This is a genomic window from Salirhabdus sp. Marseille-P4669 (genome assembly GCF_900240405.1).
GTDB lineage: Bacteria > Bacillota > Bacilli > Bacillales > Alkalibacillaceae > OEQK01.
On record NZ_OEQK01000001.1, the window covers coordinates 550,869 to 572,508 of the forward strand.

At 40.4% G+C, this 21,640-nt stretch carries 19 protein-coding genes; 16 read left to right on the forward strand and 3 right to left on the reverse strand.

The window, feature by feature from the left end:
- The first annotated feature begins 24 nt into the window (after positions 1 to 24).
- The 8 genes from C1A05_RS02460 (at position 25) to C1A05_RS02495 (ending at position 8,585) form a co-directional block, all read left to right on the forward strand.
- A complete protein-coding gene (locus tag C1A05_RS02460; protein WP_102026581.1) occupies positions 25 to 846 on the forward strand; it encodes a class I fructose-bisphosphate aldolase in 822 nt (273 codons plus the stop codon).
- 21 nt (positions 847 to 867) lie between these two features.
- Positions 868 to 2,331, forward strand: coding sequence for a xylulokinase (locus C1A05_RS02465; protein WP_102026582.1), 1,464 nt, complete (start codon positions 868 to 870; stop codon positions 2,329 to 2,331).
- 24 nt (positions 2,332 to 2,355) lie between these two features.
- Entirely contained in the window at positions 2,356 to 3,324 is a 969-nt protein-coding gene (locus tag C1A05_RS02470) for a 2-hydroxyacid dehydrogenase (protein WP_102026583.1), read from the forward strand.
- 21 nt (positions 3,325 to 3,345) lie between these two features.
- Positions 3,346 to 4,290 carry a ribose-phosphate diphosphokinase gene (locus tag C1A05_RS02475; RefSeq protein WP_102026584.1) on the forward strand — a complete coding sequence of 315 codons (945 nt, stop codon included), beginning with the start codon at positions 3,346 to 3,348 and terminating at the stop codon, positions 4,288 to 4,290.
- A gap of 189 nt (positions 4,291 to 4,479) precedes the next feature.
- A complete protein-coding gene (locus tag C1A05_RS02480) occupies positions 4,480 to 5,442 on the forward strand; it encodes a 2-hydroxyacid dehydrogenase (RefSeq protein ID WP_102026585.1) in 963 nt (320 codons plus the stop codon).
- Positions 5,443 to 5,800: 358 nt separating this feature from the next.
- Positions 5,801 to 6,706, forward strand: a complete 906-nt coding sequence (locus C1A05_RS02485; RefSeq protein ID WP_102026586.1) for an acetamidase/formamidase family protein — start codon at positions 5,801 to 5,803, stop codon at positions 6,704 to 6,706.
- Positions 6,707 to 6,830: 124 nt separating this feature from the next.
- Positions 6,831 to 7,430: a DUF6241 domain-containing protein gene (locus C1A05_RS02490; RefSeq protein ID WP_102026587.1), complete on the forward strand. Its 600-nt coding sequence runs from the start codon at positions 6,831 to 6,833 to the stop codon at positions 7,428 to 7,430.
- Between the two features lie 138 nt (positions 7,431 to 7,568).
- Complete coding sequence (locus C1A05_RS02495) at positions 7,569 to 8,585, forward strand: SGNH/GDSL hydrolase family protein (protein ID WP_102026588.1); 1,017 nt, start codon at positions 7,569 to 7,571, stop codon at positions 8,583 to 8,585.
- 30 nt (positions 8,586 to 8,615) lie between these two features.
- Here the strand turns inward: C1A05_RS02495 and C1A05_RS02500 are convergent, their stop codons facing one another.
- Together C1A05_RS02500 and glcD are read right to left on the reverse strand one after the other, a co-directional pair.
- Positions 8,616 to 9,968: a (Fe-S)-binding protein gene (locus C1A05_RS02500; protein WP_102026589.1), complete on the reverse strand. Its 1,353-nt coding sequence runs from the start codon at positions 9,966 to 9,968 to the stop codon at positions 8,616 to 8,618.
- Positions 9,968 to 11,374 carry a glycolate oxidase subunit GlcD gene (gene glcD / locus C1A05_RS02505; protein WP_102026590.1) on the reverse strand — a complete coding sequence of 469 codons (1,407 nt, stop codon included), beginning with the start codon at positions 11,372 to 11,374 and terminating at the stop codon, positions 9,968 to 9,970. Before glcD ends, C1A05_RS02500 begins: the two co-directional genes overlap by 1 nt.
- 165 nt (positions 11,375 to 11,539) lie before the next feature.
- Between glcD and C1A05_RS02510 the strand changes: the two genes are divergently transcribed.
- From C1A05_RS02510 to C1A05_RS02540, 6 genes are all read left to right on the forward strand, one after another.
- Entirely contained in the window at positions 11,540 to 12,502 is a 963-nt protein-coding gene (locus C1A05_RS02510; RefSeq protein WP_159461975.1) for an N-acetylglucosamine kinase, read from the forward strand.
- Positions 12,503 to 12,510: 8 nt separating this feature from the next.
- Positions 12,511 to 13,425, forward strand: a complete 915-nt coding sequence (gene murQ, locus C1A05_RS02515) for an N-acetylmuramic acid 6-phosphate etherase (RefSeq protein ID WP_102026592.1) — start codon at positions 12,511 to 12,513, stop codon at positions 13,423 to 13,425.
- Positions 13,426 to 14,031: 606 nt separating this feature from the next.
- Complete coding sequence (locus C1A05_RS02525) at positions 14,032 to 15,378, forward strand: ABC transporter substrate-binding protein (RefSeq protein WP_102026719.1); 1,347 nt, start codon at positions 14,032 to 14,034, stop codon at positions 15,376 to 15,378.
- 92 nt (positions 15,379 to 15,470) lie between these two features.
- Positions 15,471 to 16,364: a carbohydrate ABC transporter permease gene (locus tag C1A05_RS02530; RefSeq protein ID WP_102026594.1), complete on the forward strand. Its 894-nt coding sequence runs from the start codon at positions 15,471 to 15,473 to the stop codon at positions 16,362 to 16,364.
- A gap of 23 nt (positions 16,365 to 16,387) precedes the next feature.
- Positions 16,388 to 17,227 (forward strand): carbohydrate ABC transporter permease, encoded by an 840-nt coding sequence (locus tag C1A05_RS02535; RefSeq protein WP_234998265.1) that lies wholly within the window; start codon positions 16,388 to 16,390, stop codon positions 17,225 to 17,227.
- Positions 17,228 to 17,256: 29 nt separating this feature from the next.
- Complete coding sequence (locus tag C1A05_RS02540) at positions 17,257 to 18,135, forward strand: MurR/RpiR family transcriptional regulator (protein WP_102026595.1); 879 nt, start codon at positions 17,257 to 17,259, stop codon at positions 18,133 to 18,135.
- Positions 18,136 to 18,154: 19 nt separating this feature from the next.
- On the opposite strand, the gene C1A05_RS02545 is transcribed toward C1A05_RS02540, so the two are convergent.
- On the reverse strand, positions 18,155 to 19,351 hold the full coding sequence (locus C1A05_RS02545) for an acyl-CoA dehydrogenase family protein (protein ID WP_102026596.1): 1,197 nt from the start codon (positions 19,349 to 19,351) through the stop codon (positions 18,155 to 18,157).
- Between the two features lie 238 nt (positions 19,352 to 19,589).
- On the opposite strand from C1A05_RS02545, the gene C1A05_RS02550 reads away from it, so the two are divergent.
- Together C1A05_RS02550 and C1A05_RS02555 are read left to right on the forward strand one after the other, a co-directional pair.
- Positions 19,590 to 20,303 carry a GntR family transcriptional regulator gene (locus C1A05_RS02550; RefSeq protein ID WP_102026597.1) on the forward strand — a complete coding sequence of 238 codons (714 nt, stop codon included), beginning with the start codon at positions 19,590 to 19,592 and terminating at the stop codon, positions 20,301 to 20,303.
- Positions 20,304 to 20,483: 180 nt separating this feature from the next.
- The gene (locus C1A05_RS02555) at positions 20,484 to 21,599 is read left to right on the forward strand and encodes a tartrate dehydrogenase (RefSeq protein WP_102026598.1); all 1,116 of its coding nucleotides are present in this window, start codon (positions 20,484 to 20,486) and stop codon (positions 21,597 to 21,599) included.
- Positions 21,600 to 21,640: the final 41 nt, after the last annotated feature.

The window sequence follows — 21,640 nt, forward strand, 5'->3', positions numbered from 1 at the left end:
CAAAATTAAAAGGAGAGTGTAAAAATGTTATTAGGAAAAGAGATACGTTTAAAAAGATTATTACATGAAGATGGTCGTTTATTAGCGGTTGCGGTAGACCAAGCAACTGCAAGAGGTATTTTTGATGAATTAATGCCAATTGACCGTAAAATCAGCGAAATCGTAGCAGGGGAGCCTGATGCGATGACAATGCATAAAGGAATAGCTGATAACTGTTTCCATAAGCATGCGGGGAAAACTAGTTTAATTTTCAAAGCATCTACATTCTCACCTTGGCAACCAAACTCAGATGTGCAAGTTGCGACTGTTCAAGAAGCAATTCGCTATGGGGCAGATGCAGTTTCCATGGGATGTATTATTGGGGGAGAAGATCAACCTGAACAATTAAGAAATCTAGCAACTATAGCAGGAGAGGCTCATGCAGTTGGCTTACCAGTAATAGCGCATATTTACCCACGTGGAAGCTTAATACCAGAAAGCGAAAAAAGCGATTGGAGACATACTGCTTATGCAGTACGTGCTGGTGCAGAGCTAGGAGTAGACATTGTAAAGACAAAATACACAGGTGATCCAGACACGTTCCATAAAGTTGTCTCGGCAACACCTGGTCGAGTAGTTGTAGCGGGAGGAGACATCGGAAATAACGTAGAGGATTACTTCCGAATGGTGTATGATGTTATTGATGCCGGTGGTACTGGTATTACATTTGGACGTATTGTTTGGAATCGTCCAAATCCGACAGCAATTGTAAAGGCATTCAAACACATTATTCATAACAATGGTACAGTTCAAGAAGCAATTGAACTACACGAGCAGCTAGTTAATGAGCCAGTTATAGCTGAATAATAAACGAAAAGGTGATTCATCATGTCTCATATCATCGGAGTAGATATTGGAACTAGTGGTATAAAGGTAGGAGCTATCGATGAAGAATCAAACCTAGGATATATTACGAAGCAATCTTACTCACTTTTATACCCGAAAAATGGGTGGGTTGAAATTGACCTATCACAAATATGGAAACTGACCGAAAATATGATTCAGGAAACAATCCAAAAAGTGAGTAGAAATGGTGGAGAAGTGAATGCGATTTCACTCTCCACCTTTTGTAATTCATCGGTACATCTAAATGCAAGAGGGGAACCCTTATCCAATGGTATTATTTATTTGGATCGAAGGAGCAAAATACAAGCGGATCATATACGGACTCAAATTGGTAAAAATAGATTATATGAAGTAACCCGTAATCGGATAGAACCTGGTATGTATACAGTTACCTCACTCATATGGATGAGAGAGAATTATCCATATATATATGAAGAAACTTTTAAATGGGGAAACTTGTCTACATATATTTTGTTTAAATTAACTGGACAGTACGTAATGGATTGGACTCAGGCTTCCTATACAGGATTATTTGATGTAGTCCATTACGAGTGGTCAGATGCCTTTTGTAAGGAGCTCCAAATTGATTCATCCCTTCTTCCTAAAGTCGTTAGTCCTTTTGACATAGTAGGAAATTATAAGGGTATCAAAGTGATAGCTGGTGCAGCAGATACAGCTTGTTCTAGTTTAGCTTTAGGGTTAAGGCCAAATCAGATGTTTGAATCAGTAGGTACTTCTAATGTTCTCACAGTTTGTACGGATAATCCTGACTATTTAGATAATCGATTTTTAAATCGCTGCTATGTTTGGAAGAATCAATGGCTTTCTCATGGTGCTATGTCAACACCGGGAGCAGCTGTAGAATGGTTTTATAAAAATTTTTTGCATGATAAAGAAAGTAAAGCGATTCTGGAGGAATTACCAAAAGAATCGGTTATTGGTGCGAACGGTGTCTTTTTTCTACCCTATATGCTTGGTGAAAGAAGCCCGGTTTGGAACCCAAATGCCAGAGGTGTGTATGCAGGTCTTCACTTAAATACTACTAAGGCAGATATGCTAAGAGCTATGTATGAAGGGATATCTTTTGGGTTAAGGCAAATTTATGAAATAATTGAAGAAAACTATCACTTAAACTTTAATCGCTTCCGTTCTATAGGTGGCGGATCTAAAAATAGAGTTTGGGCGCAAATTAAAGCAAATGTATTGAAACAAGAAATTGAAATTCAAGAAGTCTCTGAGACGGGTGTATATGGTTCTTGCTTAATAGCTGGTAAAACAATTGGGTACTTTGATAATTTAGAGAGCCCTGAGAGCATTGTGAAAAATGAAACACTTTATCGTATACGGCCGGATGAGAGTACATATTTGAAATATGATGAACTCTATCAAAAATTTAAGTTATTATATCCATCTTTAATAGAATTTTTTGATGCTACAGCTGAATAATGCTGTTAAAAAAGAGGTGTAAAAATGAAGCCTAAGGTATATGTAACGAGAAAGCTTCCGGAATCAATCCTTCAAAAGCTAAAAAGAGTATGTGAAGTTGATATGTGGGAAAAAGAGGATGTACCGGTCGATAGAGGGATATTGTTAGATAAGGTAAAACATGTAGATGGTTTGTTCTGTATGCTTACTGACACGATAGATAAGGAAGTTTTACGCAGTGGGACACATTTAAAAGTTGTTGCGAACCTAGCAGTTGGTTATAACAACATTGATGTGGATGAGGCAACCAATAGGGGAATTGTTGTAACGAATACACCAGGTGTATTAACCGAGACTACAGCAGATTTGACCTTCGCACTATTAATGGCTACCGCAAGAAGAATTGTGGAAGCATCCGATTATTTAAAAGAGGGAAAGTGGAAAAGTTGGTCGCCTATGCAATTAACTGGTCAAGATATATATGGTGCAACAATAGGTATCATTGGAATGGGCAGAATAGCACAAGCGCTAGTGAAAAGAACTCAAGGTTTTGACATGAATGTTCTTTATTATAACCGTTCACGAAAGAAAGATTTAGAGTGTGATTTCAACATGACATATACAGACTTGGAAACACTATTAAGAGAATCAGACTATGTATGTATTTTAATTCCTTATCGTGCAGAAGTTCACCATTTAATTGGGGAAAAGGAATTAGCATTGATGAAGAAAAATGCTATACTTATAAATACAGCAAGAGGCGGTATAGTTGACGAAAATGCATTATATTCAGCTCTGAAAAATAGGCGAATTTTCGGTGCTGGATTGGATGTGTTTGAAGAGGAGCCTGTTCCACGAAACCACCCTCTATTAACTTTGTCAAATGTTGTAACACTACCACATATAGGTAGTTCGAGTGAAACTACTAGATTAAAGATGGCAGAATTAGTTGTTGAAAATATTAATCTAGTTTTAACAGGTAAAAGTCCGCTAACACCAGTGAATAATCCTTAATATATGGAGGCAAGTTAAATCATGGAATTTGATTCAAAACTTAAGATTTTTTCTTTAAATTCAAATGAACCTCTAGCTACAGAAATCGCTAATCTTCTTGACGTATCTTTAGGGAAATCATCTGTAAAAAGATTTAGTGACGGTGAAATTCAGATTAATATTGAAGAAAGTGTTAGAGGATGTGACATTTATCTTGTTCAATCAACTTCTGAGCCAGCTAACGAGCATCTTATGGAGTTACTAATTATGATTGATGCAATGAAACGTGCTTCTGCTAAAACAATTAATGTACTTATGCCATACTATGGTTATGCACGACAAGACAGAAAGGCTCGGTCACGCGAACCAATTACTGCTAAATTAATTGCCAACCTATTAGAAACAGCAGGTGCCGATCGAGTTATAAGTCTTGATTTGCATGCTCCTCAAATTCAAGGATTTTTTGATATTCCTGTTGACCAACTTTTAGGAGTTCCTATATTGGCCCAATACCTTAAAAAGAAAAATTTAGAGGATGTTGTTGTGGTTGCACCAGATAACGGTGGAGTGGTCCGTGCTCGAAAATTGGCGAGTATTTTAGATGTTCCAATTGCGTTCATTGATAAGCGTCGTCCGGAACCTAATGTTGCAGAAGTGATGAATATAATAGGGAATATCGATGGCAAACGAGCTATTATTATTGATGATTTAATTGACACAGCTGGAACAATAACATTAGCTGCGAATGACTTAATTGAAAAAGGATGTAAAGAGGTATATGCCTGTTGTACACATCCAGTACTTTCTGGACCAGCAATTAGCCGAATTGAAGGATCTATGATAAAAGAATTGGTTGTTACCAACTCCATATATTTACCTGAAGAAAAAAGAATTGATAAAATAACAATATTATCAATTGCTCCTTTATTAAAAGATGCATTGTTACGCATACACAATAATGCATCTGTAAGTGAGTTGTTTAATTAGCAATAGTAGCCCTTTATTTTTATTAATGAAGGGCTTTTTAATATTTTCTAGAAAGTATTAAATAAGATGAAAGTACAATATAATACCAATTTTCTAACTTGAATTTAATAATTCATACACATTTTGTCTTACCAAATCGAATAATCTAATATAAATGGTAAAAACTGTTTAACGGAAGGTGGGGGCTCTTTGAAACCAAAAGTGTATATTACGAGAAAGCTTCCTTCTAAGATTGTGCAACGATTAGAAAACGTTTGTGAAGTGAAAATGTGGGCTGAGGAAGATGTTCCTGTTCCGAGAGAAGTCCTACTGCGTGAAATTCGCGATGTCGATGGCTTACTTTGCATGCTGACGGAAACCATTGATGAAGAGATGATTCGCTATGGTCAAAATCTACATATCATTGCAAACATGGCTGTTGGGTATAACAACATTGATGTTATAGCCGCCACGAAACGAGGTGTTATCGTTACCAATACACCAGGCGTCCTTACTGAAACAACTGCAGATTTAACATTTGCATTGCTAATGGCTACTGCACGTAGAATCGTGGAAGCATCTGAGTACATTCAAAATGGTCAGTGGAAAAGTTGGTCTCCTATGCAGTTGGTTGGGCAAGATGTGTACGGGGCGACAATTGGATTTATTGGGATGGGGAGAATAGCCGAAGCAGTCGTCAAGCGAGCAAAAGGTTTTGATATGAATGTTTTATACTATAATCGGTCCCAGAAGCCAGATCTCGAGCAAAAATATAATATGCAATTTGTTGAACTGAAAACCCTTTTGAAAGAGCCGGATTTTGTATGTATCCTCATTCCGTACAGTCCAGATGTGCATCATTTAATTGGGGAAAGAGAACTTGCTTTAATGAAGGAATCTGCTATTTTAATTAATACTGCTCGTGGTGGAATTGTGGATGAAAAGGCGCTTTTTGAGGCTTTACAAAGGAAAACGATTTTGGCGGCTGGTCTTGATGTGTTTGAAGAAGAACCGGTGTCATTAGAAAATCCTTTGTTAACCTTGCCAAATGTTGTCGCCTTGCCCCATATCGGTAGTTCCAGTGAAAAAACACGGCTACGCATGGCGGAGTTAGCAGCGGACAACATTAAAGGTGTACTGTACGGGAATGGTCCATTAACCTCGGTTAATTAAACAACTCAAATGGTTTTTATTTAGGAAAAGCAGACGATTTAGCGTCTGCTTTAACTTTTATCCTGTATCCGACAATCGCCATATTTGGCATTTTTATTGTCGCTTCGAGCATTCCATTTTTCTTATCATCAACGAATTTCAACATATTTTACTATTCTATAAAATGCATTTCATTTCCTGGGGAATTATTACGATTTACCATGTTATATGTCGATAATAGATTGGATGTGCGCATTTAGACAAACCTAGACATTCTAATTTATTGAAAAATTTAACTATTAATACTATACTGACATAAAATGAAACGAGTGGTTTATAGTAGTTTGCTAACCAAATAAAAAAGAGGAGTTGTTGATATATGCATACATTTTTATCAACAGATCGTTACATATATGCTATGGATAAAAACAATGAGCCGGCTCTAATGGTTAAGGCTGGTACACAAGTGGTGATTGATACATTTGATTGTTTTCAAAATCAAATTCAAACAGAAGATACGACATTTCAAACGGTAGATTGGAATCAAATTAATCCTGCAACTGGCCCCATTTATATTGAGGAGGCCATGCCTGGAGATATTTTAAAGGTTCATATTGATTCGATTGAGCTTGGGGATAAAGGTGTTATGACGGTTGGACCAGACCTTGGAGTAATGGGCCACAGAATGAACCAGTTTACGGCGAAAATTATTCCAATTCTAGATGGAAAAGCAATTTTTAATGAGAAGCTTTCTTTACCGTTGAATCCTATGATTGGCGTCATTGGTGTAGCCCCAGCTGGAGAAGGAGTCAATAATGGTACACCTGGTGCGCATGGTGGAAATATGGATACAACACTTATTACTACAGGTGCTACGTTATATTTTCCTGTATTCCATGAGGGAGCTCTATTTGCGTTAGGGGATTGCCATGCCGCTATGGGGGATGGCGAAATTGGCGTTTCTGGTATTGAAATTCCGGCTAAGGTGTCTGTGACATTGGATGTTGTAAAAGGGCACTCGTTGCGATATCCGTTGTTGGAAAATGAAGATGGAGTGGCGTCATTAGTATCGAAGGAGTCATTAGATGATGCGGCAAACCAAGCGGTAGAAGAGATGATTGATTTACTGCAGCCGGAAACCGATTTATCTTTAGAGGAGTTTACGATGTTGATGAGTGCAGTCGGTCAATCACAAATTAGTCAAATTGTAGATCCACTAAAGACAGCTCGGTTCTTTGTGCCAAAGTATGTGTTGGAAGCCTATCATATAGACTTGTTTAAATAAACCTGATGACCCTGAGAGAAGACATTCTTAGGGTCATTTTGCGCGAGAAATGATTCGACAAAATTCGACCAAACTCGGGTGGTGCCAGGCACTCAAAAAATCCAAAACGAAAGGAGACAAAACATTGAAAAAAACACTCCTATACATCGGAATTGTCATCATAAGTTCTGCAGTCCTTACTTTTGGAACGATAAAATGGTTTGAATCTCTATCAAATGATTCTGCTGAAGAGGAAGCTACGAATGAAGAAAAGGAAAAAACAGAGAAGAAGGGTGTTACGGAAGTAGAGTCGGTAGCAGCAACAGAACAGCTGGAATCAGAACGAGAGCAGATTAAAGGGACCATTTCTGATGCGGATATTGATCACTTTTTGGAGCAAGGGTTAAACCCATTTGGGACGAAGGTGGCGATGGAGCAGCTAGATGATGCTCATTATCAAGAGTATATTCATGGAATGTCCCATCAGAAGGTTCGTGCTGAGAAAAAATGGGGCTTTTATGAGCTACATCCTAGAAGAGTAGAATGGCTTTTAGAAGGCTTAGAAAAAGTAGATTTACAACATGAACAGGTTTATCGAAATATCCTAGAAAAATGGGCACAAGGTGATTTCTCCGAAGTAGATCGAGATCATAATGCAATCTGGAGTATACAAGGTGGTACAGTTGGAAGAGCGACTGGTATATTGAGTACAGCTGAGGAGCAGGAGTATATTGAAAGTCAATGATGTTGTGGAAGTATTCTTCGCTGTAGGGGAATGCTTCTTTTTGTGGCCAAAATGCACCTCTAGTCGATTGGGATAGGAAATATTGATGACAAAATACCCATAAACTAGTAAAATAAACATGGCTAGGGGGGAAGCGCTTTGAAGGGGAAACTCAGTATTATTGCGATTTCTTTATGTGTGGTAGGTCTTGTTGTTGTATTGTATGTAGGACCAAAACATCAGGAAGAAAAGCTTACGAAAATTTTGGCAAGTAGTGATCGAGAAAAAGTAGATTTCGTAATAGATGAAGTTGATAATCCTGATTTTTACGGAAAATTAGTACATAATGAGCCTATTGATATGCTGGTTGTTGGTGATTCTTTATCTACTAGTGATGAAGACAATGCATGGTATACCTTATTATCCAATTCGCTTTCAGATGAGTACGAAACTGAAGTGAATATAAATGTTCAAACGACAGACGCAGGTTTATACAACAATTGGATGGATTATCTTTCGGAAAAGCAGCAAGCATACGATCTTATTTTTTTCCTGCAGGGAGATAACGATAATCGAACCGAGAAAGAGTACAAACATTTATATGAAGCCTTCTTATCGGAATTAACTTCCCAGCATCCTAAGGCAGAGATTATAACTGTTACAGAAAGTGGTATGGATGAACAACAAAGCAGTGTCATTCAGGAACTAGCAGCCTATTATCATGTTGTCTTAATCGATAATGTGGAGGTTGCTGGTGATGAGGGTGATGCAGGGTTAAGGGATAACGTGTTTAATTATATTCGTACTTATGTATACGGCAATAAAAAGGTCAGCTATCCAGAGAAGGAATTTTTATATGGAGGTACAGAAACCTATAAAAATATGAATGTCTTATCTTTGGTTGATTTAGAAGATCCTATTTCCTTAAGCTTTTCTGGAAGTCTTGTAGGGATTTCTTATAAGACCGGTCCAGATCATGGTTTCTTTGATGTTTATGTCGATGGTGCGTATGTGGATAGTTATGACACCTATGGAGAAGAGGAAATGGTTCAACATATTATCGTTTCCGACACGCTTGATAGTGGTGAGCATGCGATTACCATTCAGCCTTCTATTTTGACAAACGAGGATTCAAGTGGAGATGAGCTTGAATTTATAGGATTGATTACGAATTAATAGAAAAACTAGCGATTTTAAATGAAATCGCTAGTTTTTTTTCGACATATTTCGGGGAGTGCCAGGCACCCCTACTGCCTCCACCAACAAATCCACTATATGCACAGCTCGCATTCTTTCAGACAGTCCTTCTCGTTCTATTCCGAGCTTCATTTGCAATAGACAGCCGGGGTTTGTGGTTACGATGGTGGTGGCTTGTGTTTCTTGTACTCGTTCCATTTTATAATCTAAATGTTTCATAGAGAGCTCGGAATGCACGAGGTTATAGATTCCAGCAGATCCACAGCACCGCTCGGCATCAGGCATTTCCTCATAGGTGACACCCTTGATTGCTTTCAGCAGCTTACGTGGTTCTTCAAAGGTTCGTTGGACATTTCGTAAGTGACAGGAATCCTGATAGGTGACAACCTGTTGTGGCAATTGTAAATCCAATTTATGAAAATCTAACTCTACCAAAACGGCGGTAATATCTTTGATTTTACGAGCGAACTCCTCGGCGCGCTCTGCCCAAAATGGCTCCTTCTTTAATAAATGGCCATAATCATGTAAAAAAGCCCCACAGCCACCAGCATTCGTAATAATATAATCGACTTCCTCATTTTCAAACGCCATAATATTTTTCTTTGCTAATTGAATGGCGAGTTCTTTTTCCCCGGCATGCCCATGCAAAGCCCCGCAACAGTTTTGGACCTCTGGTATAACGACATGGCACCCAGCCTTTTGTAACAAGTGTATCGTAGCTTGATTCGTTTCGTTGAACATCGTATCCATCAAACAGCCGGTAAAAAAGCCAACAACTTTCTTTCGCTCGCTTAAAGTTGAGTAAAAGGGGCTTTTGTTTTGCATTGTTTTCAGGGTTGGTGTTTTCGGAAGAATCCGCTCCATTGTTCGTAGCGACTCTGGGAATAGCTTCATCACCCCAGTTTTTCGTGCAACGGTTTGCAGTCCGCTTTTTTGATACACTCCAAGTAATGCGGTCATTTTCTGCATCCGCTTTTGGTTCGGAAAGAGGTGCTTGAAAAAGGAGCTTCGCAATACTTTCACTGGAAGAGAGTGCTTTTTATGTTGATTGAGAATATCCCGTGCCTCTTCTAATAAATGGCCATAATTGACACCTGCTGGACACACTGGCTCACATGCTCGACAGCCTAGGCACTCATTCAAGGTTTGCTCAAAATCCGCATCTGGCTCCATAACCCCATCCACGACGGCCTTCATTAGGGCAATGCGTCCCCGAGGTGATTGGGATTCCTTATAGCCAGATTGAATATAAGTAGGACAGGAAGGAAGGCAAAATCCGCAGCGCATACAATTTAACAGCTCATCATAATCTATCCGCTCTTGAAATGCTGCTTGTATTTTCTCTTTCTGTAAGGAAGACATTACAAGACCACCCGCTTTCTCGTGTCCTTCGCAAACATTTTCAAAGGATTCATGATGTTATTTGGGTCCAAGCTTTGCTTAATGGCCCGCATCGCTTCAATCCCTTCCTTACCCAACTTCATTTCTAGATAGGGTGCTTTCATTGCGCCAACACCATGTTCTCCTGTAATGGTCCCACCAAGTTCAACGGCTTTTTGAAAAATCTCTTCAAATGCCTTCTCCACCCGGTCCATCTCTTCTCTATCCCGAGCATCTGTTGGCACGGTTGGATGAAGATTTCCGTCGCCAGCGTGACCGAATGTACAAATCTTTAAGCTGTATTTTTCTGCAATTTCATTGATTGCCTTTACCATTGGGGCGATTTGGGAGCGTGGGACAGTAGCATCTTCTAGAATCGTTGTTGGCTTTAGGCGAGCGATGGTCGATAAAGCAGCTCTTCTTGCGCTACGCAGCTGCTCCGCTTCCATCTCATCCTTAGCCACTTCGACTGTGACGGCGTGGTGTGCTTTACAAATTTCCGTAATTCTTTTAATATCCCTATCCACCACTTCTACCATCCCATCTTGTTCAATCAGTAAAACTGCTTTCGCATCGGTAGGCAGACCAATTTTGGCATATGCTTCAATGACTTCAATTGTCGGTTGATCCATAAATTCCAATGTAGTTGGTGTCATTTTCTGGGAAATAATTGCAGATACTGTCATAGCGGCATCATCCATTGATTGATAGGTCGCAAGCATGGTTTTCTTCGTTTCTGGGAGTGGGACGAGCTTCAAAATGGCTTCCGTAATGATTCCAAGGGTTCCTTCAGATCCAACCAACAGTCTCGTTAAATCATATCCTGCCACGTCCTTTGCCAGTTTTCCGCCAGTTCGAATAATATCTCCATTTGGAAGCACGACCTCAAGCCCAAGCACATAATCTCGGGTTACACCATATTTCAAACCTCGAAGACCTCCAGAATTTTCATTGATATTACCGCCAATCGTGGATATTTTCATAGAGCTTGGATCAGGAGGATAAAGTAAACCCTTTTCCTCCACGGCGTTACATAAATCGAGCGTAATGACACCAGGTTGAACCGTTGCTGTTAAATTTTCCTCGTCAATCTCTAAAATTCGGTTCATATGTTTAAAAAGAATAACGATGCCACCTGCAAGTGGCGTCGTCCCAGCACTAAGATTCGTACCTGACCCCCGAGGGACAATGGGAATCTTTTCTTCATTGCACAGCTTGATTATGTTCGCTATTTCTTCTGTGCTTTGTGGAGCGAGGATTGCATCGGGGAGTGCTTGGAAATTGGGAGTGGCGTCGTAGCTGTAAGAGACTCGCTCTGTAGTGGAGGTCTCCACATTGGACTCTCCGACAATTTCAATTAATTTATTAATCACGCTTTGCTCAAGCATAGAAACAAACTCCTTTCTCCTTATTAAATTATAGAAAAAGGAACGGATTCCTATGTCCATTTTTAAAACTTTTGTATGAATAGAAAATCTCTTTGAAATAAAATTACGCATTTTTTTGAAATGGCTAACATAAAATTTCAACATCAAGGAAGATGGAGGAGTTTTATGGGATATGTAATTGGAATGGATGGTGGGGGGACGAAAACGACTGGTTTATTTGTAAAATTGGATGCAGCAGCTTCTCAAGAAATGATGATCAAAGGTGAGGGAACAAATCCTCACGTCATTGGCTTTCCGAATATGGCAGCTCGATTACATAAAATTCTTTCCATCGGGATGAGAACCTATCGCGTACAACCAACGGAAGTAAAGGCAATCTGTTTCGGGTTGGCTGGTGTTGGTAGGCAGGATGATGTAGAGCAAGCGCGTAAAGAAATTGAAAAGGTATGTGTGTCGCTAGGCTTAGTAAATACGATGGTTTCGATTCATTCCGATGTCTACATCGCCTTACGCGGAGCGATGCAGCCGAATGACAGCGAAGGAATAATGGTTATTTCCGGTACCGGATCAAATGCTTTTGCTAAAAGTAAAGATGGAAACGTTTACAAAAGTGGTGGCTGGGGACATCTTTTAGGTGATGAAGGTAGTGGTTATGATATTGGCAGGAAAGCTTTAAATAAAGTGACGCGCTCTCAAGATAAGCGTGAAAAGCCGACTGCGCTCACGAAGCTAATCTTAAAGGAGTTAGATCTGGAAAAGACCGAGCAATTGATCCCCTATATTTATGATGTTGTGAGGGAAAAGCATGAGATTGCTAGGATCGCATCAATCGTAAATGAAGCGGCAAGCAATGGGGATAAAGTTGCGATTCAAATTTTACAGGATGCAGCTTATGAATTAGCGATGCTAGTGGAAGGGCTGCATCAGCAATGTGAGGCTTTTTCGGATAAAACGCCCGTTATGACGGCGGGTTCAGTTTTTGAGCATTCTGAAATAGTGAAGCGACATTTTATGGATCTCCTAAGTCGAAGAAAATTAGGAACGTATCAAGAAATCTATACAACGCCTGTTTACGGGGCGATTGAAATTGCAAAGGAACACCTTTTAACTTCCAAGAAAGCTAGGTGATAAACAATATGACAGACTTGTCGAGGTTAACAACGGAAGCACGAAATCCGAATACCATGAAGCTGGATCAAATGAAGACGAGAGACATAATCAAAACCATCAATCACGAAGACCAACAGGTTGCCCTTGCTGTGGAACAGGTGCTGCCACAAGTGGAAAGGGCAATTGAGAATATATATCAATCTTTGAAAAATGGTGGAAGACTGTTTTATGTTGGAGCAGGGACGAGTGGAAGACTTGGAGTAATCGATGCTGCCGAGTGTCCACCAACCTTTTTGACATCCAAAGACCTAGTTCAAACCGTTATGGCTGGAGGGAGAGAAGCTTTTCTCCAAGCAGCAGAAAGCAACGAGGATGATGAAGGGCAAGGGAAGGTCGATCTCCAAGCTAAACAAGTGACCGATAAGGATGTCATTATTGGGATTACGGCAAGTGGACGAACGCCATATCCGATTGGCGCCTTAAAATATGCGAACGAAGTAGGAGCTTATACAATTGCGCTCACTTGTAATGAAAAAGCAGAAATTAGCGCTCAGGCACGGTTGGCGATCGAGGTTGTGGTTGGTCCTGAAGTGTTAACTGGCTCCACGCGCATGAAAGCCGCAACTGCTCATAAAATGATTTTAAATATGATCAGTACAACCGTGATGGTGAAGCTGGGTAAGGTTTATGAAAACTTAATGGTCGATGTTCATGCAAGTAATTATAAATTGGTTGAGCGAGCAAGACGCATCATTATGGAGATTACAGGAGTTTCCTATGAACAGGCAACCACCACGCTAGAGGAGTCGCAAAATGAAGTGAAGCCAGCAATTGTCATGATTGAAGCGAATGTACCATTACATATGGCAAAGCAGGCGATTAGGGAGTGTGGTGGGTATGTGAGGAAGGCTATTGAGGTTGCTAGGGGGATGAGTGGGTAGGTTGGGTGAATTATTCGAGTTGAGCGGGGGAGTTTGGGATAGGTTGGAGTGAATTATTCGAGTTGGATGAGGGATTTGGGGATAGGTTAGGTGGATCATTCGAGTTGAGTGGGGGATTCGGGGTTAGGTTGGAGTGAATTATTCGAGTTGGGTGAGGGATTCGAGGATGAGTTGGGTGAATCATTCAAGTTGGGTGAGGAATTCGAGGATGAGTTGGGTGAATCATTCAAGTTGGGTGAGGAATTCAACAATATGTTCGGGGAATCCTTCAAAATCAGTAAATTATTCAACAAGATAGAGCAGTAATTATTCAAGTCGGATGAATTATTCAACAAAGAGCAGATATATCACCAATCAAATGAGTAATTCAACAGCTGCGCAACCCAATCATCCAACAAAACGTGCAAATTCAACAACATAACGAATTAATCATCCAATAAAACGTAATAATTCAACAAATAAAGCGATTAATCAATCAACTCATTAAAAAGTTTCAATAATCATAAATAGCCTATCAAGCTGTTTATGGATTATCATATTAAATTCATTTAAGGGGGAGAGGTATTGAAAAGGTTATTTAAAGGTCCTGCGTTGTTGTTGTGGGCAATGATATTGGTGCTTGTCTTTGCGGCGGGCTGTTCTGATGATGATGAAGAAACAACAGACGAACCAGAACAGGAAGAAGCCACTCCAGAAGAAAATACAGAAGAGCCTGCAGAGGAGCCATCGGGAGATAGTAGTATTTCTGGTCAATTGGAAATACAGTATTTTGTCGGTGGTTATGGTGATTCATGGTGGAAGGAAGTCATTGGTGATTTCCAAGCGGCGTATCCGGATGTGGAAATTGTGGAGCATGCCGGACCGAACATTAACGAAGAAATGCGATCTCGTTGGGTTTCCGACGATCCACCTGATGTCGTGTACATTGATGGGGCTGGCTCCAGTGAAACGCAAATGGTGGAAGACGGGCAGCTTATGGATTTAACCGATTGGTTGGGGACGATTGAATTGGATGATGGTTCGCTGTTAAAGGATAGCTTCATTGTGGATCCAGCGAACTATGATGGAAAAATTTATAGCTTACCACTTGTTTTCGATACATGGGGAACTTGGTATGACAAAGCATTGTTTGAAGAGAAGGGCTATGAGGTTCCGACTGATTTTGAGAGCTTTATGAGTTCGATGGAGGAAATCGAAGGAAATGAAGATATTGCGCCGTTTGTTACAACAGGACAATATCCATATTACTTCTTGCGTGGGGTATTATATCCTGCCTTTGGGGCTGCTGGTGGAGATCAGCTGTTAACAGATGTGATCCAAGGAAAAGAAGGGGCATGGTCAAGTCCAGAGGTGCTGGAGGTAATGAAAAAGGTAGAGGAAATGCAGAAGGCTGGCTTTATTGATGAAGGCTTTGCCGCATTAAACCATACCCAATCGCAAATGAATTTCTTATTGCATCAAAATGCATATATTCCAGTTGGATTCTGGCTACCGAATGAAATGGCAAACGATGTACCAGATGGCTTTGACTTCGGATTCATCCCATCGCCAATGAATGATGCTGGGGAGCCGTATGCAATTGTTCCAGATTTACGTCCTTTAGCAATTGCGGAAAAGGCGGAAAATCCAGAAGCGGCAAAGGCATTTGTAGAATTTGTGTTCACGCGTGAGTATGCGAAGCTATTTTCAGAGCATACAGGTGCGATTATGAACGTGAGTGGAGTGGACTTATCCTCCAATCCAAACGTTCCTGGCTATTTAATTGATGCCAACGCATTGATTAACGATCCAGAGCAAGTACAAATTTATCAAAAGCCGCACCCAATGAGTGCTGATTTGGAAACACCAATTAGTAATGCACTTGTTTCCTTAATGCTAGGCAATATGTCGGCAGAGGAATTTGTGGAAGAAGCGGAAAAAGCTTCAGCGGAGTATCGAGCAGGATTAGAATAAAGTAATTTTCGGGGCCCTAAGATGTCTCTAATCTTAGGGTCTCCTCTATAAAAACTCATATGCTTTCCATTACAAAAAAGGGAGGTGACCACATGGTACAAACGAAAAAGCAGAAGTATTTGTTTTTAGCCTTTTGTTTAGTTCCGACGTTTATTTTGTTTGCTATTTTTACGTTATATCCGTTATTAAGTGGATTATATTATTCCTTCTTTGAATGGTCTGGTTCTTCAGCAAATAAATCCTTTGTAGGTGTGGACAACTATGTAAAGCTTTTTAATGATTCAATATTCCCAAGCACGATTCTGCATGACTATTTTCTTGTTGTAACGAAAGTGATCGGCATCATGATCTTGGCGATTTTCTTTGCGGTTGCTTTAACACAATTACGAATTAAGGAGGCGCCCTTTTACCGGATTATTTTCTTCTTTCCGAATATCATGTCTGTTGTTGTCATCGGTATTTTATGGGCGTTTATTTACAATCCTGGTCTTGGCATTATCAATTCAGGGCTTGAGTTAATTGGGTTAGAGGAATGGGCAAAGCCGTGGCTTGGAGATGAGGATTGGGCATTGCCAAGCTTAGTGCTACCGTCTGTATGGGCAGGGATAGGACTGTTCATGCTCCTGCTTATCGGTGGGATTTCCAACGTGCCAAAAAGCTATTATGATGCTGCCGAAATAGATGGTGCGAGCGAATGGCAGCAGTTTTGGAAAATAACGATGCCACTCGTTTGGCCGCAAATTAAGGTTTCGATTTTATATATTGTTATAACAACATTGAATGGCTCCTTTATTATCGTTCAAATTATGACACAAGGTGGACCGAACAATGCAACTCATGTAATGGGCTCATATCTTTATCAGCAAGCCTTTGTACAGTTCAACTTTGGTTATGGGGCAACGATCGGGGTTGTAATTTTAATTATCTCGCTGATTACGGTACTCCTATTACAGTTCTTCTTGAGAAGAGAGAAGGTAGAGTACTAGTTCACTAGAAAGGAGGAGACGGCGTGAAGTTTATCGGAAAGTTATTTCTTCGTACAAGTATACGAATACCGTTACTTATTTGGTCGGTTGTTGTTATTTATCCGATTCTTTGGATGATTCTAGGCTCCTTCAAAAACAACGCTGAAATTTATGCCGATCCGTGGGGAATCCCAGAAACATTCAGCTTCGAAAATTTTACGAGAGCATGGTCGGAATTCAATATTGATTTAAGTGTATTTAATAGTTTATTTGTTACGGTCTTAGGGATATTCCTTACCTTATTGTTAGCAATACCAACAGCATACGCCCTGGAGCGCCTTCGTTTCCGTGGTCGAACGGTACTATTTAATGTGTATATATCAGCGATGATGATTCCGATGGTACTGGGCTGGATTCCATTATTCTTTTTACTAGATGATTTGCACTTGCTTGATAGTTTAATTGGTTTATCGATTGTTTATGCAGTTTCTCAGCTTCCGTTTAGTATTTTTATTTTGACTAGCTTTATGAGTACGATCCCAAGAGAGCTTGAGGAAGCGGCCGCCATTGATGGCATGAGTCCGTATGGTGTTTTGCTTAAAATTGTAACACCGCTCTCCACAACGGCCATCATAACCGTTTCAATCATGAATGCGATACAGTTTTGGAATGAATATTTCATGGCGCTCATTTTCTTAGAAAGTGAATCGAAATATACGTTAGGGTTGGCAATTGATTTTATTAGTAATGAAACACAGTACACGAATGCATGGGGCGTATTGTTTGCTAGCTTAACGATCGCTATTGTGCCAGTTCTTATTCTGTATGCAGTTTTCCAAAGACGAATAACAAAAGGGATGACAGAAGGTGCCATTAAAGGCTAATAAGACATTACCATAAGGGATGAGGAAAGATGGAAAACGAGAATCAGAATACCTCCTTAATTGGTGGACTTGTGCGAATTGATGAAGTGTTTGACAGACTCCCCCCATCGGAAAAGAAGGTCGCCTTGTATATTTTAAAGCATCCTCATGAAGCCATCTACAGTACGGCGAGTGAGCTGGGTCGGTTGAGTGGAACGAGTAGCGCTGCGGTGATTCGATTGTGTAAGTCTTTAGGGCTAAAAGGTTTTCCTGAATTGAAGTTTCGAATCTCTGGCGATTTACAGAAGCCAGCGGATCTGCCATATCGGGATATTCAGCCGGGGGAGACACAATATTCAATCGTGGATAAATTGACATCGAATAGCATTACAGCGATTCGAGAAACGGTCAAGCTCGTCAATTATACGACCTTAAATAAAGCAGTGGATGCGCTCATACATGCTCCTAAAATTCACTTTTTTGGGGTCGGAGCTTCTGGGATTATTGCTCAAGATGCCCAGCAAAAATTTTTGCGTATGAATAAGGCAACGTCTGCGTTTACAGATGTTCATAATGCGGCAATGTATATTGCGAACGGGGAAAAAGAGGATGTGGTGTTTGGTATTTCCTTTTCTGGAGAGACAAAGGAAACAGTGAAAATGCTGGAGCTTGCAAGAAAAAAAGGGGTAAAAACCATTAGTTTAACCCGGTACGGAACATCGTCTGTTACCGAGCAGGCCGACATTAATCTATTTACATCCGCCTCCAGGGAGATTCCTGCGCCATTTCGAAATGGGGCAACATCCTCAAGGCTTGCTCAATTGCATATGATTGATATTTTGTTTGTGAGCGTGGTGACGGCGAGGTATGAGGAGGCGGTTGGGTATCAGGAGGAGATTCGGAGGGCGGTGGAGTTTATGAAGGGCTAAGAACTTCTAAAATCGGTTCTTAGCCTTTATCCTGCTTCCACCCTGGCAACATCCTCGCCAACACCTTATCCTTCCGATACCCCAACACATACTCCGCCTGCATGACCGTATGAATTTCCCTCGTCCCTTCATAAATTACTGGAGCCTTCGAATTCCTCAAATACCTTTCTACTGGATATTCATTGGAATACCCATATGCTCCATGTATTTGCACTGCATCATCAGCGGCTTGGTTCGCAAAATCGCATGCTTGCCATTTCGCGAGGGAGGTTTCTCTCGTATTCCGTTTGCCTTGATTTTTCAATTCTCCAGCCCGATAAACAAGAAGTCGGCTCATTTGTAGTCCGGCTTCCATGTTCGCGATCATTTGCTGGACGAGCTGATGCTTGCCGATTTCTTTCCCGAAAGTTTTTCGCTCCTGACAGTACTTTACACTTGCTTCCAAACAGCCCATGATCAACCCACAAGCACCAGCAGCAACAGTAAAACGCCCATTGTCTAACGCGGACATGGCAATCTTGAATCCTTCTCCTTCGTTCCCTAACACGTTTTCTTTTGGAACCTGAACATGATCAAAAAAGAGCTCCCCAGTGTTTCCTGCTCGAATGCCGTGTTTTCCTTTAATGGCTTTCGATGAAAATCCAGGCATCGTCCGTTCCACGATAAAAGCGGATATGCCGTGATGCTTTTTCGACTTATCGGTATAGGCAAACACAATGAAATGATCGGCAATGTCACTCAAGGAAATCCATGTTTTCGAGCCATTTAGAACATAATAGTCTCCGTTTTTAACCGCAGTTGTTTGGAGTGCCGCAACGTCTGATCCTGCATTTGGTTCGGTTAAGCCAAACGCACCTATTTTCTCTCCCTTAGCCTGTGGTGTGAGATACTTCTTCTTTTGCTCTTTATTTCCCCATTGAAGAAGTGTCATACAGTTTAGCCCGGTATGAACGGATACAGCGGTGCGGAAGGCAGTGTCGCCCCGCTCAAGCTCCTCACAAACAATAGCCAACGCATTATAGTCCATCCCACTTCCACCATAGGCTGTTGGAATGCACACGCCCATTAGTCCAAGCTCTGCAAGCTTATGAATGATACTTACTTCAAAATGGCCACGTTCATCCCAATCCTTTATATGTGGAATGATCTCTCTATCTACAAAATGTCGAACCGTTTTTCTTAGTAAAAGCTGCTCTTCACTAAATTCAAAGTTCACACTCTTTCCCCCTCCATCTTATTCCTTCTCTTACTGTTTTATTTTGGAAGACGTTGGTTCATGCCTATTATCTTTTACACCTAGCACGATTATTTGGAGAATCCTTAAGTGAAGGGAAGCGCAATTTTGAGGAAGGATAAGCATTGATTTTTTGTCTGAATTCCTATAAGTTTGATTTAATTAGAGGATTCGCTTTTTACAGAATAATAGATTCTATTCTATTAGAACGGGTGGTTCGATGAATACGATTAAAGAAGCATTTCAGGATTATTTACATGGACTAGAGGGTCTTGATCAATACCGACTTCCCCAGCGTGCCTATCATATTTTAAGATTAGCAATTCGAGATTTGATCCTTCCACCGGGTAGTGCCCTGTTGGAGCGTGAAATAAGTGAGGCGTTCGATATGAGTCGGACTCCTGTACGGGAGGCTCTCGTTCGGTTAGAGACGGAAGGATTACTTGAATTGGTTCCAAGAAGGGGTTTTATCGTGGAACCAATTGAAAAAGAGGACCTTAAAGAAATATATGAAATAGCAGAGTCCTTAGAGGGTCTAGCAGTAGAAATGGCAACAAAAAAAGTTGGTCAAGCGGAACTGCATGAATTGGAAACGATTGTTGTGAAGCAAGAAGAAGCGTTAAGTAAACATGACCTTTATCGATGGGCAGTTTTAGATGACCAGTTTCATTCGTTGCTTATTGACTTTTCAAAGAGCAACCGACTTCGGACCGTTATCGATATTCATTCGGATCAATTATATCGGGCGAGGCTATATACCATCAATCATCGCCCTATCTTGTATCGATCAATAGATGAACATAAGGCCATTATCGCCTGTATGAAAGCAAAGGATTCTAAGGCGGCGCGTGTCGTAATGGAATCTCATCGTAGGCGAGCCCAGCAAGAAATTATAAGAGCATTAGAAGAAATACAGGAAAAAGAGAATGCTTAAAAAGGTGGAAAACAGCTATTTTACGAGGAATAGCTGTTTTTTTATTTCAATGTATACATTATTTTAAGGTAATTCCTATATTTAACGTTAATTTCAGAAAATTTCATAATTTTATTGACAATAACGTATACATTATTTACGATAAGATAAAAGATTAGTAGACAGGAAGGTGAGGATAGGGTGAATGAAACAAATACGTTTAAAATAGCGGTTATTCCTGGAGATGGTATTGGGAAGGAAGTTATTCATGAAGGATTACGCATTCTAGAATTTTTTGAGAAAACCTCAAATGGTACGTTTTCGTTTGATACGACCTTTTTTCCTTGGGGATGCGAGTATTATTTGGAAACAGGTAAAATGATGGATGAAGATGGCGTGGAAAAACTTAAAGACTTTGATGCAATCTACTTTGGTGCGGTTGGTTTTCCAGGTGTTCCAGACCATATAAGTCTGTGGGGATTGCGGATTGCCATATGTCAAGGATTGGACCAATGGGCAAATGTTCGTCCGGTTGAGTTCCTTCCAGGTGTTCCAAGAAGATTAAATCATCCGGATGTGGATTCTTTAAATTGGGTTCTTATACGTGAAAATTCAGAAGGGGAGTATTCCGGTATAGGAGGGCGTAACTTCTCTGGTCGAGGTGGCGGAAAGGAAGTTGCAGTTCAATCGTCGCTCTTTACGGAATTAGGATGTGAGAGAATTATTCGCTATGCCTTTGATTTGGCTCGTACTCGAAAACGAAAACGAGTGACAAGTGTAACAAAGAGCAATGCTCAAGCCTATGGTATGGTTTTATGGGATGAAGTCTTTAAACGAGTAAGCCAGGAATATCCCGATGTCGAGGCCAACCAATATCTTGTTGATGCAATGGCTGCGCGATTTGTTATGCATCCAGAAGAATTAGAAGTTGTTGTAGCATCCAACTTATTTGCAGATATTTTATCCGATTTAGGAAGTGCACTCTCTGGAAGCCTAGGAATTGCTGCAAGCGCCAATCTAAATCCAGAACGGCGAACGCCAAGCATGTTTGAATCGGTACATGGTTCTGCTCCAGATATTGCTGGTAAAGGAATAGCAAATCCGATTGGTACCATTGGCAGTGCAGCACTTATGCTAGAGCACTTTGGGTTAAAGGAAGAAGCAAAACAACTGAACCAAGCTATTCGTGAGACAACTAATCAAGGCTATCTCACTCGGGATTTAGGTGGTACTCATAATACGGTGGAGATTACAGATGCAATCCTTTCCAACCTAGCTAAAGCAAGAGATCGTGCTGTCGACCTTAGTCGAAAATAAGTATTTATCGTAATATTTTGAATAAAATTAATAATTAAAAT